Origin of the sequence: Mucilaginibacter boryungensis, from assembly GCF_015221995.1 — a bacterium.
GTDB lineage: Bacteria > Bacteroidota > Bacteroidia > Sphingobacteriales > Sphingobacteriaceae > Mucilaginibacter > Mucilaginibacter boryungensis.
In genome coordinates, this window is the sequence record NZ_JADFFM010000002.1 from 926220 (window position 1) to 941559 (window position 15340).

11 protein-coding genes are annotated in these 15340 nt (G+C 41.8%); 4 read left to right on the top strand and 7 right to left on the bottom strand.

From position 1 onward, the window contains the following. The first annotated feature begins 198 nt into the window (after positions 1-198). The 4 genes from fumC to IRJ18_RS17045 all read left to right on the top strand — a co-directional run bounded on the left by fumC (position 199) and on the right by IRJ18_RS17045 (position 3557). Entirely contained in the window at positions 199-1596 is a 1398-nt protein-coding gene (fumC, locus tag IRJ18_RS17030; protein ID WP_194107506.1) for a class II fumarate hydratase, read from the top strand. 207 nt (positions 1597-1803) lie between these two features. Beyond that, the gene (locus IRJ18_RS17035) at positions 1804-2244 is read left to right on the top strand and encodes a fumarate hydratase (RefSeq protein WP_194107507.1); all 441 of its coding nucleotides are present in this window, start codon (positions 1804-1806) and stop codon (positions 2242-2244) included. 6 nt (positions 2245-2250) lie between these two features. Continuing rightward, positions 2251-3039 carry a S1/P1 nuclease gene (locus IRJ18_RS17040; protein WP_194107508.1) on the top strand — a complete coding sequence of 263 codons (789 nt, stop codon included), beginning with the start codon at positions 2251-2253 and terminating at the stop codon, positions 3037-3039. A gap of 80 nt (positions 3040-3119) precedes the next feature. Continuing rightward, positions 3120-3557 (top strand): low molecular weight protein-tyrosine-phosphatase, encoded by a 438-nt coding sequence (locus tag IRJ18_RS17045; RefSeq protein WP_194107509.1) that lies wholly within the window; start codon positions 3120-3122, stop codon positions 3555-3557. 4 nt (positions 3558-3561) lie between these two features. Here the strand turns inward: IRJ18_RS17045 and IRJ18_RS17050 are convergent, their stop codons facing one another. From IRJ18_RS17050 to IRJ18_RS17080, 7 genes are all read right to left on the bottom strand, one after another. Beyond that, on the bottom strand, positions 3562-4692 hold the full coding sequence (locus IRJ18_RS17050; RefSeq protein WP_228072923.1) for a glycosyltransferase: 1131 nt from the start codon (positions 4690-4692) through the stop codon (positions 3562-3564). After that, complete coding sequence (locus IRJ18_RS17055) at positions 4676-5647, bottom strand: lysylphosphatidylglycerol synthase domain-containing protein (RefSeq protein ID WP_194107510.1); 972 nt, start codon at positions 5645-5647, stop codon at positions 4676-4678. Before IRJ18_RS17055 ends, IRJ18_RS17050 begins: the two co-directional genes overlap by 17 nt. Positions 5648-5765: 118 nt before the next feature. Beyond that, entirely contained in the window at positions 5766-6611 is an 846-nt protein-coding gene (locus IRJ18_RS17060; protein WP_194107511.1) for a dienelactone hydrolase family protein, read from the bottom strand. 359 nt (positions 6612-6970) lie between these two features. Further along, positions 6971-7171, bottom strand: coding sequence for a hypothetical protein (locus IRJ18_RS17065; RefSeq protein WP_194107512.1), 201 nt, complete (start codon positions 7169-7171; stop codon positions 6971-6973). Between the two features lie 163 nt (positions 7172-7334). Next, positions 7335-8735, bottom strand: coding sequence for an argonaute/piwi family protein (locus IRJ18_RS17070; RefSeq protein ID WP_194107513.1), 1401 nt, complete (start codon positions 8733-8735; stop codon positions 7335-7337). A 1-nt stretch (position 8736) separates the two neighbouring features. Then, positions 8737-10470 carry an SIR2 family protein gene (locus IRJ18_RS17075; RefSeq protein WP_194107514.1) on the bottom strand — a complete coding sequence of 578 codons (1734 nt, stop codon included), beginning with the start codon at positions 10468-10470 and terminating at the stop codon, positions 8737-8739. 13 nt (positions 10471-10483) lie between these two features. Beyond that, the gene (locus IRJ18_RS17080) at positions 10484-15328 is read right to left on the bottom strand and encodes a DEAD/DEAH box helicase (RefSeq protein WP_194107515.1); all 4845 of its coding nucleotides are present in this window, start codon (positions 15326-15328) and stop codon (positions 10484-10486) included. Positions 15329-15340: the final 12 nt, after the last annotated feature.

Genomic DNA, 15340 nt, shown 5'->3' on the forward strand with positions numbered 1-15340 from the left:
TGCAGATGATTCAAAAATGCGAATTAAAATTTAAACGAGCAATAAAATTGCTAAAAATATTAGGAATTCATGAAGCTCTGTATTACAGGTGATCAAAGCATAAAACAGACAGGAGCAATTTTGCCAATCCTTTCGCCTTTTACCTTTCAGCTTTAGCCTCAAAAACCCTACCTTTGCCCCTGCAAAAAACACAATACCATGAGTTTCAGAATTGAACACGATACCATGGGCGAGGTACAGGTACCTGCCGATAAATACTGGGGCGCGCAAACACAACGCAGCCGTAATAACTTTAAAATTGGCCCCGAGGCTTCTATGCCGGTGGAAATTATAAATGCTTTTGCTTACCTGAAAAAAGCAGCTGCTTACACCAATACCGACCTGGGCGTGCTATCAGCCGAAAAGCGCGACCTGATAGCCAAAGTGTGCGATGAGATATTGGAAGGCAAACTGGCCGGTGAATTCCCGCTGGTGATCTGGCAAACAGGCTCGGGCACGCAAAGTAATATGAACGTGAACGAGGTGGTAGCTAATCGTGCCCACGTACTGCAAGGCAACAAACTGGGCGAAGGCAAAACCTTTATCCACCCGAATGATGATGTAAACAAATCGCAATCATCCAACGATACCTACCCTACCGCTATGCACATTGCCGCCTATAAAATGGTGATTGATGTGACCATACCAGGCGTTGAAAAACTGCGCGATACACTGAAAGCAAAATCGGAAGCGTTTAAAAGCGTGGTAAAAATTGGCCGTACCCACCTGATGGATGCTACACCATTAACTTTAGGTCAGGAATTTTCGGGTTACGTATCTCAGCTTGACCATGGCTTGCGTGCTTTACGCAATACCCTGGCCCACCTAAGCGAATTAGCTTTAGGCGGCACAGCTGTTGGCACAGGCATTAATACTCCTGCCGGGTACGATGTTAAGGTTGCCGAATACATTGCCAAATTCACTAACCTGCCATTTATTACTGCTGAAAATAAATTTGAAGCTTTAGCTGCTCACGATGCTATTGTGGAAACACATGGCGCACTGAAACAAATAGCAGTATCGCTAATGAAGATTGCTAACGATATCCGTATGCTGGCTTCGGGCCCTCGCTCGGGTATTGGCGAGATCCATATCCCCGATAACGAACCGGGTTCATCAATAATGCCGGGTAAGGTTAACCCAACCCAAAACGAGGCAGTAACCATGGTAGCCGCACAGGTAATGGGTAATGATGTGGCTATTTCTATTGGTGGCAGCAACGGGCATTATGAGTTGAATGTATTTAAACCGGTAATGGCGGCTAACTTCCTGCAATCGGCACGTTTAATTGGCGATGCCTGTGTATCTTTTAACGACCATTGCGCCGCAGGTATCGAACCAAATTACGATGGTATTAAAAAGCACCTGGAAAACTCGCTGATGCTGGTAACCGCACTTAACCCGCATATTGGTTACGAGAACGCCGCTAAAATTGCCAAAACTGCCTTGAAAGAAAACCTATCGCTACGCGAAGCCGCTATGAAACTGGAACTGCTGACCAGCGAACAGTTTGACCAATGGGTACGCCCAGAGGATATGATAGGCAGTTTGAAATAAGAGCACGATAATTAAACACACATGTCATTTCGAACGAACAGGTGGGGAGCAAGCGCAGGCGTTAGGAGAAATCTTCTACCTGTGACGAGCATTTCGTATAAGATTTCTCAGTCGCTTCGGCGCACATTTCCCCTTCGGCTCCTTCGAAATGACATGTATTTTATAACGTACGCATTACTTATTGTTTTAACTATTAGTGCCTGCAGCATGAACCCGAACATGCAGGGCAAAGGCGAATTATACCTACAGGGCCAGTGGCAGCAGGATACCAGCGCTGTCCAAAAGCAACTGGTTACTTTTTCGCGCTATGAGATGAAGTTTGATTGCGATTCGTTTTATGTGCAAATACATAGCCAAAGCAAAGTAAACTACGGCAGCGATACTTGCATGCGCAGCGGCCACTGGGCCGAATATGTGAAAGGCGCCTACCGCCAGCGTAATGACACGTTGTTTTTAAAAGGCCAGTTTTGCAATGCCGATTTCAGCCTGAAAACAAATAGCGATTGCTTTAGGGTTGGCCCTTACGAGGAGTTTTTTAAGATCAGTAAAAAAGCTGATTCATTGGTACAATTATCGGGTACATCTAATGTAATTCCCATAAATTTACATCTTATAAAACGGACTACCTGCACACAGAAACCATTATAAATGATTATGAAGATATTCAGAAAGATTAGCCTTGTTGCCATTATGTTTTGCCTGCCTGTCATCACCTTTGCATGGGGCACCAATGGTCACCGTATTTGCGGCGAGATCGCTTACAGCTATTTAACGCCAAAGGCCAAGTTAGCTGTACAGCAAATTTTAGGGAACGAATCGGTAGCCATGGCCAGCAACTGGGCCGATTTTATCAAGTCGGACGATAACTACCGTTACCTTTCGGCGTGGCACTATGTTGATTTTGATAAACCGTATACCCTGCCTGAAATGAAAGCATTTCTGGCTAAGGATACCGAGGTTGACGCCTACACCAAAATGAACTTCCTGATAGCGGAATTGAAAAAGCCAACCACCACTAAAGAAAATAAACTGCTTTACCTGCACATGCTGATACATATTGTTGAAGATGTGCATCAGCCTATGCACACCGCCCACAAAGATGATCAGGGCGGCAACGGCTTTAAAGTAAGTTGGTTTGGTAAACCTACTAATCTGCACAGCATTTGGGATACCGAACTGATCAACTTTCAGGAGTTAAGCTATACTGAATATGCAGCAGCTATTAATCACACCACTGCTGCACAGCGTGCCGAATGGCAAAAAGCACCGATTAGTGAATGGCTTTACGAAAGCAATCAACTGGCCGAAGCGATATATGCCGGTGCCAAGCCAAACGATAATTTATCTTACAAATACAATTTCAACAACCTTGCTACCCTAAACCAGCAATTGCTAAAAGGTGGCGTGCGTTTAGCGGGAGTATTGAATGAGATTTTTAAATAATATGCAAATAAGAAAATGTGCAAATTAGTCCCAGCATCTGCACATTTGCATATCCACACATTTGCACATAATTCATCTCTATGAAGATACTCATGGTTTGCCTGGGCAATATTTGCCGTTCGCCGCTGGCGGAAGGGATTATGCAGCATTTGGCTGATGAGGCAGGATTAGACTGGCAAGTTGATTCGGCAGGAACCGGCGATTGGCACGTAGGAGAAGGGCCGCATCATGGCTCGGTACGCGTGGCACGCAGCCATGGGATTGATATTACCAACCAGGTTTGCCGCCTGTTCCGCGTAAGCGATTTTGATGAATTTGATTTGATACTGGTGATGGATAAAAGCAACCTGAGCAACGTACTTGCCATGGCCCGTAACCAGGAAGATAAACAGAAGGTACGCTTACTTTTGGGCGATGACGAAGTACCCGACCCATATTACACCAATTTGTTTGAAGAAGCTTACGACCTGATAGAAGTCGGTTGCAAAAAGATCATTGAACACTACAAGGTTAAATAGAACCTTAGCGTACCATCCTGCCCTTCCAGGCATATTTGCCGGTATTGCCCATAATGCCAATATACACCACGTAAATAATATGCAGGGGCGCCACAATACTAATCAGGAATATCAGCCAGGTTCGCTTAAGGAATGAGAGCACTGGTAGCAGGAAAACTATTTCGAATAAATACTTCAGACCTATCTCCACTAAAAACAGTTTGAAAAAATAGCTGTCGTAAAATCCTAATAAGGCGTTTACCAATAGCAGTACATTAAATAGCCACATGCTTACCGCCAGTGCTATGATCTTTTTATCCTTGTATTTAGTTGATTTTGATGCCCACCGACGCCTTTGCTGTATAAAGCTGGATAGGTTATGCTTAGCATGGGTATATACAATAGCATCGCGCTTTTTTAAAAACCCTATACGGCCCGGATAGCGTAATGCAACTTTTTGAAGCAGTAGTTCATCATCACCTGATGCCAGATCGTCTATACCGGTAAAACCCCCTACTTCGTAAAACACATCTTTCCGATAAGCCAAATTAGCGCCGTTACAGGTAGATGCGCGGTTATTACCAATAAATGAGGCGCCAATGCCGATCAGAAAGGAGAACTCCAGCGTTTGCATTTGTTCAAACAAAGTTTTCTCCTCAAAATAAGTTACCGGTGACGAGATCATTACTTTATCCTCCATCTCAAAATAACTCACCACCGAGGAAAGCCATTTGGGCTCCATACGGCAATCGGCATCGGTAGCCACCATTAAATCGCCTGTCGACCGGCGTATGGCTTCAGCTATCGCTTTCTTTTTATACGAGTTTAATATCTGATTATCTTGTAGTTGCATTAATTGTACACCACTATCGGCATAGCTGCTGATGATAGCGGCAGTATTATCTGTAGAATGGTCGTCAACAATAATAATTTCAGTCAGTTCTTTGGGATAATCCTGCGCTAATAAATCTTCAATTGTTTTGCGGATGTTTTCTTCTTCATCGCGCGCGGCAATCAAGATGGTTACTTTAGTAGTGTAGGGCCCGGGGTTAATGCGGGGACGTTTCAGCATTGCCCAGCCTTTTATAAGGTAGGTAACAATAACCAGGTAAAGCCCGGTAAATAACAGAGAGATGGTACTATAAAGTGTTATCAAAAAACTTAAGCTTAAAAACAAAAACAGAGCCTAATATAGCGGGAATTATCAGGTTTATCAGCCAAATAGATGTAACTGCCGCCATAACCGCTATTTTTTGGTCGGTTACATAAGCAAATAGCGTAACAGAAGTTAGATTACGCACACCCACATCAAGCAGATCTAATGATGGCAGCGCCGATTGAATGAAGAACAGGATAAATATCATCATTAATACATCGTACAACGGGATTTCAGGAATCAATAAATGAATAACTAAATAATATTGAAACGAGAACACCGCAAAACGCGCCAGGCAGTAACCCATAATGCGCACTAATTCTGTGAACTTATAGCGGCCCATAATATCAAAAAAACGATGAAATTTATGCAGGAATTTAACGCTGTTTAATAATGACACCATCCACCTGATGTTGAAATAGAATAGCAGCATCAGCACTATAAATACAAAAGAAATAATAAGCAGCCCGGTATATAACAGCAGGTTAAGATGAAGAAAATACCAGATAAACCACATTAACGCAATAGCGCCCAGCACGTTGGTGATTACATTTTGCCCAAATGCCCCTACCGCCATAGCAAAAACCCCGTGAATGCGCCTGCGTTGGGGTAAAAACAGCACCCTGCCGCCATACTCGCCAATGCGGTTGGGGGTAAATATAGCCCATGTCAGTCCGCAAAAAACAGCTTCAATTGCATTCCATAACGACATATGGGTTAAGCGTTGTGCCAAGTATTTCCATTTGGCTGCCTCCAGTACCCAGTTAACCAGCATCAGTAAAAACACTACCGACATGATATAGATAGCCCAGCCATGATTAATACCCAAAATCAGTGTTTCAAACTGTTTCAATTCGTGCTTGCTGTTTAGCTGGCGATAGATGAATACTCCTGCCAGCAGTAAAACGGCTGCTTTTATGAGATAGGATAACGTTTTTTTAGAAGAACTGTTCAACACAAGTATTTTGTGCAATGTTACGGAAAAGAGAGAGAATGTTCATAGATGATGGTTCATAGTTCATATGATTATCTGAACTTTCTTACTATGAACCATCACCTATGAACTATGGGCATTACTTTAAACGTGCTTTTAAAAATGTCACTGTAAAGCCATAGGCATCTTTAGCGGCCTGGCTATTAGCCGCAGGACTGCTTGGATTTGCAAAAGCATGGTCAGCATCAAATTGGTGCAGTTCCAGTTTTTTACCCGCGGCCTTCATATCGGCTGCAAATTTGGCTACTACTTTAGGGTTTATCCATTGGTCCTTATTAGCAAAATTACCCAACACATCAGCATTCAGGGTTTTCAGTTTGTTCACATCCTGTTCGGGCATGCCATAATACATTACACATCCCACCAGATGTTTGCCAGCCATTAAAGCAGCCTGCAAACTCCAGCCACCCCCAAAGCACCATCCAATAGTAGCAATGCGCGCCTTTGGCCCGACATAGGCAATAGCACCTTTTATAATAGCTTGCGCGCGGTCTTCTTTTACTGCTTGCATAAATTTGCCTGCATCGTCGCGCGTAGTGGCTATTTTGCCATCGTACAGGTCCAGCGCTATCACGTTTACATCGCCTAAATCGGTATATAATTTTTCTGATTGTTGTTTTACATAATCATTTAACCCCCAATATTCATGTATTACTAATAAGTAATTATTGCTCGGTTTTGCGGCCTTCCATTCGTAAACGGTACTTTCTTTGCCGTCGGGAGTTTTGTAGGTGATGGTTTTTGCAATAGCGCTTTGAAAATGAAACTTTTTGGGAAGCGCATGCGACATGACAAACTTTTTGCTGGATGCCAGCATAGCAAACCGTTGCGTGGCCGATGGCCTGGCACAGCACGCCATTTTGCTTTGACTGAAGGCTAAAACGGTGCCGCAAATCAGCAGGACTGAAAGAATAAACTTTTTCATGGGATGTAAGCTTGAATTTTAATTATACAAGTTTAAACAATTATTGTTTTAATGACACCGGTTAAGCTTCGTATTAAACATTTATCGTTTCAATGACAGCAAGTTTCTCTTTTTATGTAAAAAAAAAATCCGCGAACTTTCGGTGAAGTTTCGCGGATTTCGCAGTTTTGAAGTAGCCCGTAGGGGGAGAGAACCTGCTTTGTAACAAGCTGTATCCCAATGGCTTTATTGCTTTAAATTAAGAGGACGCCAGTGATGACGCTTTTAATTAAATCTTTCTAAGAACCCAACTTGCATTATCGAAAACTTTGCCTGCATCACAACCTAACATCATGTTCAAGAGCATTGCATTTCCTAAACTAAAATTCGAAAAAAAATTTGATAATTTCAAATGATTTTGTGATCAAAAATCCGCGTATGGCTAATTCTAACAGCTGAATTTTCCAGTTTCCAAATATTTCCAATGATAACTGCCTAGCCAAGGATACAATACCTGTTGCAAAGCCTTTCAAAAGACCTTTTTGGGGAGGAATAATCAACAGGAGCTTCTTTCTTGCCATTAATATATAGTTTGAAGACATATACTCGTTAAGGGGAAGCTTTTTCGACAAGTTTCGACAAGTTCAAATTTACCACCATCTCCGTTGAAAAATGCTTAAACAAGTGCTTGTAATCATAAGAGATTTTTAATATCCGAGTTTTAGTTATTATTTAATTTGCCAGCTACATAAAATATTTAAACTCGTACGGTTTATTGATGAGCTTATTCATTCTTTTGATGGTCGTCGCCAGTGAGTGGGCATATCCCAGAGTAACGGGTAACCTGTCATAGAGGGCGTCATGGTTCCAATTCATTTTCGTCAATCCAAGAATCGCCTGGCAGTTTCGGTCCCAGCCACCATCACCGGCAAATCTTTTTATCAAGATTGGCGCAGGTATATTTTTGCCTTCTTTAAAAAAGTTCTTATTATTTAAGACAACGTTACCCTGAGTCCAGAGTAAGACTTCCTGGGGACCAATTTGAAAATATAATCCCCTGTTAAGCGGAAAATTATCCGGGCCACGGGCCCCGTTCCGATCAATGTATTTTATTCCCCGCCAATTTGAATCCTGCACTATTTGTAAAAGTTCAAGATTTATGTTCGCCGGTATAGCGTCAAAGGCACCGTCTATTTCATTTTGGGTAAAATGGGTGTTTTTATGCACGATTAAACGCGTGGGGCGCTTTCCTGAGTGTTTGCGTTGATAAAGGTCTAAACTCCTCGCCATAAGTTTTCTCATTTCTGCTCTTGACAAAAAAGGATTTTCACCTATTCTATGGTCGATCTCAGCTGCATCATAGGCTACAAATTCCAGCCCTGTACCATCAGCATCAAATACCTGGCTACAGCATGTTGTAAAATCAAATTGGTTGGTATTTGAATTTAGCCTGGTTGCGTAGCTAATCCCAATAAAAGCAGAATTTTGGTCAATGGATGATAATTTCCATGGAATCCCACCGGCTTTTACGTAGAGGGCAATGGACAGGCGCCACATGACACTGCAACGGCATTTATATTTTATTGAACTTCCTTCCCGCAAAACCTGACTGGCGATACTTTGCATGGCAGTCGTGGCCTTGATGAAATCGTGAAGGTCAAAACCCGTTTCAGCGTCTGTGAAACCGGCCGACCAGAACTCGGGCAGGTAAATGACCAACACATCGAATTCGAACCTCTTCTTTGCCATTTCACGAATAGCGCTGCTAATGCCTTCACTCAAAGTAATGTAAGGCTCTATTCCGGCTTTAAATACGTTTTCTGCCTTTAATGAAATGGAGATATTTTCCGGTACGAGTTCAACTTTCGTTTTAAAAATAGCTTCTATGCCCGTAAACTCTTCCAGGTAATTAGGGCGCTCCTGGGGCTTATGAACTGCATGAAGTTCCCTGACAAGGTTTTCAATTACCGGATATGTTCCATCAGGGTAGATCGCTGCGATCCGGATTTTCTGTATTGGATTCAGCTGGCTTGAATAAGGATGAAAATTCTTCAACCCTTTCAAAGGGTGTATGTCCTGTGCATTCGACAAAGCCTCAAAGGTCAGTTTAGGCTCAGGTATAACTTTATATGCTGGAAATTCCATGTTAATTGGTTCGGGTGAATGCTGTTTGTCTTGACAATTCAAAAGTTGCATTGATGCCACTTAGTGTTTCGGCGAATGCGCTAATCTTTATTTTTTTATCTACGCCGAAAATCAGGTCTAACCAACAATTTAAAATGTCATCATATTTTTGATTATACCACCGGGCCATAAATTCTTTTACAAAAGGTGCGACCAAAGCTGTTTCCATTCTTACTGAAGACTTGGAGGCTAAAATTGTTGGTGTTAATACCAGTAATGGTTGGGATAAAATATACTGTATGTTTATTTCTAATGCCGTTACCCAGACCAAACCGGTGTTCGGGATCTTACCGGATATATTCGTGAATATCTTTTTCAGCGGGGCAAATATCGGGTCGTCTACTTTTTTAGGGTCTGGGAACAAAAGATACCTTTGCCGCCTTTTTGACGAGCGCAATGGTTTACCTTCTGTTAAGGCTTGTAAAAGCGCCGTAGTAATCATTCCTTTCATAGCGGAATCATCATACATTAAATCCCTTTCGGTAATCTGAAAAATGTCCACTTCATAATGGCCATAATCAGTGAAAACACTAACAAAATCTGCATCAGCACCGAAGCCAACAATGCCTGTTTTTTTTCTGATCGCAAAGATTGGCTTATTCGATTTCGCAATATAGTCCTTGACCTCTTTGGTATTTCCGGCATCACACTTAAATAACCGGGCTGTTGCAGGATAATTTAATATGGGCACTGCGTTCAATCGAATTAAGGGATATTTTCTACCCGTACCCGGGATTGGCTGGTTCCTGATTCGCTGATAATTCTGATTTAACTTCGCCAGGTCTTCAACTGCAATATTTTCAAATCCTTTAATAATATCAGCCCAGGCAGTATCAAATGTGTCGATTTCTATGATTTCAGCCTCCTTCCCCTTTGCCTTTGCATTGGTAATCAGTTCAGTCACTTCGGGTAATGGCTCTGAACCTGCCTTAACAAACCAATATAAGCCGCATGAAAAAGAATCTGGCTTATCGATGGCTTCCTTTAAAACCTCCATTACCGACCTGTCGCGCCCGCTATATCCCATGACACAAAGGCCGTTTGTATCTAAAGCTATAGATAAGATGCCTCTTAATTTTTGATCTTGTTTCTTTAACTCTTCTGTAGTGTTCTTAATGTTATTGGAGAAATAATCTCCATGTAGCTTAACGATCAGGGGTCTTTTCCCGGATTGGAAAAATCTCATGCCATTATCCCCGCTGTCCAGGTCTGCTGCATACCACTGTTCCAGCTTTTCGAATTGCGCGGACGCGATGTTTTCAAATGCCTTATCGAAGTTCGTGGTAAATACCAAATTGAGATAACTGTTCTTCATTAGTATGCCCATTACCTTATGACCATAGTTTAATTGCAAGCCAATTGTTTGCTTGGAAATATATTCGCTTCTGTCGCCCGGTGAAGAAAAAGCGCGCTCAAAATAATAGGAATATTCCTCGGGGCTGTCGAAAGGCGGACAATCACCCTGCGAATCAAAGTAATTTTGGATCTGTTCCCGGATTCCTGGATCCGTTAAATTGCTGAATAGACTTAATGGATAAGATTGTTCAGCACAATATATACGTTTCTTGAAATCCCAGGTAAGGTCATAGGCTGATGGCACACCTGCAGAGATAGAGCTACCAGCTCCAAAAAGCCAGGCTAATCTTTTCGCCCTTAATGGGAAAAATTTTACAAATTCTGATAATGGTAAGGCCAATTTTTATGTTTTATTATGAAGTAAAATGCTTTATTTGAACGTCAATCGCAACCTCCTCGCATCTTACTTCATATTTCTTTTCAGGTTTGGAGTAAACATTTACCGATTGATGTGACGTGGCAAAAGAATTGTCGTATATATAGGTACTGCTCCCAAATATTTTTTCCTCCACTACATTTGAATTATAAGTTGCGCACCGTCCTTTGGCGTGATGATTAACAAGCCTTTCAATCTGTTTGATCTTGTATAAATTATTTACGTCCTGTGTGTCGTCATCCGGCATGAAAATAAACAGATAGTCACGCGCCCTGCTGATTGATACATTCAAAATATTCTGCTTATTAAGAAACCTTCCGGGCGACTTGGAAATCGAGAACGGCGGATTAAATATGGCTATTATAATATCACATTCATCACCCTGGAATCCGTGAATGGTACCTACTAGCACCTCGGCCTTTTCGGTATCGGTGTGCTGCTGTGCTAGTAGCTTCTCAATAAGGGTGGCCTGCGCTTTATAAGGACAGATGATTCCTATTCTAAATTTGTCCTTGTGGGTCGATTCAATTTGATGGCAAAGATGCTTGGCGAACTCCACACTAAACAATGCACTATATACCTGGTAATTAGATTTATTGAGAGTGTTCGGCTTGAAGATGCTTTCATATTTTGATACGGGGAACTTAATGATATTGATGTCCTTGAAATGTAGCCCATCAATGTTTAACTGCTTTTGCTCGTCGGCAGTCCGGTGGTGTTCCAATATACCCTTGTAAGTGAAGTGACTGAATACGTTACCAATAGTTGGTAAGGACCGGTATTGCTTTTGGAGGTTCTTGACCTCATATTGATGTGGCACGGTAACGGGGTCTAAAAACCTGTCCAGCTCAACCATGTGATAAATATTCATGTCTTTCCATTGGTCTATTTGCGTGATGGGCTGTATCTGGAAAGGGTCGCCGGCGATGATAAATTTCGAATCAGGTTTTTGGTAAAGTACATAAGCGATACTTGCTAATGCTATCATTGATGCCTCGTCGATTATGATGTAATCCCATTGTAGAAATTTCAGATGTAACCGGTCTTCCTGTTGATCGGGTTGAAAATAATCATAGGCAAATCGAGCAATCGTCGTTATGGTAGTATTTTTGGGCCGGGTACGGATGTCGAAGTTCTTATCAATGATAATCGGGCTAGCTTCCAATTCTGCATCTGCCGTTGTTCCAAATCGCAGTAACCAGCTGTAGTAAGATTCATCCGGCCCCATTTTTTCTATTATCCGTTTTGTGAGTACGTCTGCAGCTTTGTTAGTAGGGGTAAGTACCAATACTTTTAAAGGCTCATCTTCCTTCATTAACGGGATGATCTCATTGGCGGCCAGGTAGGTCGTTTTTCCTGTTCCCGGCGGGCCAAAGATAAATCTAATGTTTTCTGTAAGGTTGGTTTGAAAATTAAAGTCATCTTCAAAATTTAACTGGTAAAAAGCCTTTCGTAATTCTTCAATAATAAATACGGGATTTTTGATGTCTATTACTACCCTAGTAACTTTTCCGAGGTCAATTTCAGAAATATCGACGGACTTTTTAAGTTTTGCCCGCAACGTATATTCCTTTACGCTAACCACTTCTACAGATACGGTTTTTGACTCGTCACCCTGGTAAATTCGTATCTGCAGGTCACCAATGTCTTCTATAGACTGAGGGATATATCTGTTAGGGTGTTTAAGAATCAGCGTCCTTTCAGTCCCGGGCTCCTTCTCCACTTTGGTGAACTGTATTAACACTTGTTTGCCCTGGGAATTGGCTTCTGAACTGCTTAGATACTCCAGTTCTAACAGCGCTTTGAACCAGGCAAACGAATATTTTTCTGATTCGTTAGCTATATCGTTAAGTTTTTCAATCCTTGTAAGGTCTTCGATTTGTGCTTCAGTCTGCTCTTTAAGTTTGTCAATCTTTTTCTGCAAGTCCACGGTTGGCTTCGAATATTCATCCTGGTCTACCATAGATTCCAGGGGCTCGTCCGGTACCTCGGGTTCTACATCTGATTGTGTGGACGGATTAGCTTTGCCTTTTGCTTCGATCTGGCGTTTCTTTTTGATGCCCTTCTTTAATTTAGACAGCATTTCTTCAATTTCCTCATCATCAACATCAGCCTGCTCTTTACTACCCGCTTCCTGCTGATTGGCTCCTGCTTTCTTTCGACTATTAATCATGTTAAGAAACTCGGCCAGCTCGGCTTGTGTAATACCTTCGTCAAGCAGTTTACGCCCCCAGTCAAGTGCTAACTTCTGTTCGTCGGTGAGGTCTAAATCAGCGTCAGGATTTTCGATGCCTAAAAATTCCAGCAGTACATCCGCATAAACATCTTCAGTATTGTAAGCACCATCAATTGTTTCTCTGCTCAATTGAGCTGCGGAAACAAGGTTCAGGTCTTTGTCAAAAAGCCATTTGTCATTTTTAAGGATCGAAACCAGGGTTGAATCGAATTTTTCATTCTTGGAATAAGAGCTCCATTTAGGTACAAACTGGAATACACCGCAGAAAAACGAATTCGCATTTGAAATGGACCGGCCCTGAACATGGATAAGTAAATAATTCCAGATAATAACTGATAACTCGGGCGTAATATGCTTAACTGCATCTTCCAGCCCCTCTAATGTTTTGTCGGTAATGACCTGATTGCGAACATAAGTCTGCGCTACTTCATGGCCTTCTAATGCAAACTGCTCTTTTGTTTCGGTCGTAACGTCAAGTTTTATTGCTTTAACCTTTGGCACATCGGAGACTCCGAGGCCCCGGAGAAAACTGTAAAACTTATCTTTTTTATTGCTGTTGATATAATCGATGTAGAAATCATCATCAAGCAGGTAAACTTCTGAAGTATTGGCAAAATAGGAAGAAAGTTTTAGATCGTTAAAATAAGCATCTTCGGGCCGGCAAAAATATCTTGTTCCTGGGTCGGCAGGATTTCTTGCAGCGATAAAAGTTGTCTCTTGTAATTTTTTAATGTAATCAAGCTGTGTTGATGCAGGGCAAATTTCATAGTAGGTAATAAAAGATTCAAAATGTTGTAAAATCTTGTCCTCATCGTCATAGTCGAAATCATCATCGTATAGGGGAATGATCGTTTTGAAGATTTCCGCCCTCAAATCCGGTTTGCCGAGGCCCAGGCCTTTGAAGAATTCCAACGCTTCTGCGTCTTCGGTGAACGGTTTGTAAACAGTATCGTAAGTGGTCATACGGTCTGTGGGCAGAAAAATATTCGGTGCAGCTTGTTCGTCGTCGAAAGGAACTACTGCTTTCCGGTGCTCATTCAGCAGGATTGGCCGTTTTAGGGCTAATTTCTCCTTATCATCCCAAAGGGATTTTCTTCCTCCCAGGTAACTATAGAATTTAAGGAGCCATTCATCGGTTTGCGCTTCAATGAATTTGGCAGTGATTCTTCGCAGTAGTTTTTTAGGATCAAGGATATCCGTAACAACAGCGCTTATATAGGTCTCCAGCGATTTGTTGGCCTGGTTTAACTGTTTTTGACCTTTACTGATAAACACCCATCCCGAGTTTGGATTATCCAAAAGCTGGCTGATCTGCTGGTCGGAGAACAAATCAGCCAGTTCCGGATCAGATGCCCAGTATGCTTTTGCTGTAGAGAAATATTTGCCATGGCGGCCCGGTAAAATTGCTTCTGTTTTAAATTTTTGGAGAATAGTATTATAGAATGGCTTAAAGGAGATCTTCGACGTACTATTAATTTCCGAAAAATCATTAGCCTTGTAGGGAATCAACTCCAAAATATTGTCGTTCACCAAAAAACTCTTATCCTTTGTTCCTATCTCTTTTAAAACAGATATCGAGTTTGCTGCTAATTCGGCAACTAACTGCATAACGTCCACGTTCCATTGTTCACCTGCTTTGATCCGCTCGCGGCTGTCCGTTAGCAGGAAAGGAGCCTGGATGATAAACCCAAGTTTAGTTTCTTCTTTTGTCGGGAAGAAACAGAATGCATCATATTGGTAACCGGTTTCAAGCTCCGCCTGGTCTATAACAAAAAAGCCCACCACGATACGGTGACTTGATCGCAATTTGGCATGCACGATACCGCCGGAAAAAAGCCAGATATATTCTTTTTTAGGTTGGCCATCTTCTACGCTGGTAACTTCCACCAGGGAAGCTTTTATTTTCTGAAAAGATTCCGAGCGTATCTCTTTTTTTGAGTATTCCCCTTTGTTTTCTGTTGAATTCCAATATATCCGCTCAAGGTTCGTCAAAAACAGGACCGGCTGAAATAACGATTCTAACTTTTCCTCTATTTCGGAATAAGCATCCTCTTTGGTTTTTGCTTTATGGTTGAATGGGAAATAAAATAACGTCTCACCTTGCTTGCGCCTTTCTGCATTAGGTGCAATTTCAACAGGTACGATATAATTTTCAAGCTTAAAATTAAAACTGTCGTCGTAGATATGAGGGGTAAGACTATATGCAAATACCGCCTTAAACCCGATTCCAAACTTGCCGATCTTTTGTTCGTCTATTTTGGTTGAGTTACCTATTGAGGTAATGGCATTAATATGTCCCAAATGCCCTGTCTCGGAATCACTGTCTTCCTCTTCCGGGTCAGATATCGTAAATCTTACAGAACCATTATGCTTGAACCATAATCCATCAGCTTCCAAAGTAAATTCCACCCAGGTAGCTTTCGTGTCATCAGCATTTTGAAGCAGTTCGTAAATAAAGTGTGCGCTATCTGAATATTTTTTTATTGCAGTTTCCCAAATTCCACGGTACGCTTTTTTTAACAAGACTTCTACATCTTGTTTTTTTATGCGCTGCAGGCTTGACAGAAATTCTATTTCTTCGGACATAATATGTTTATA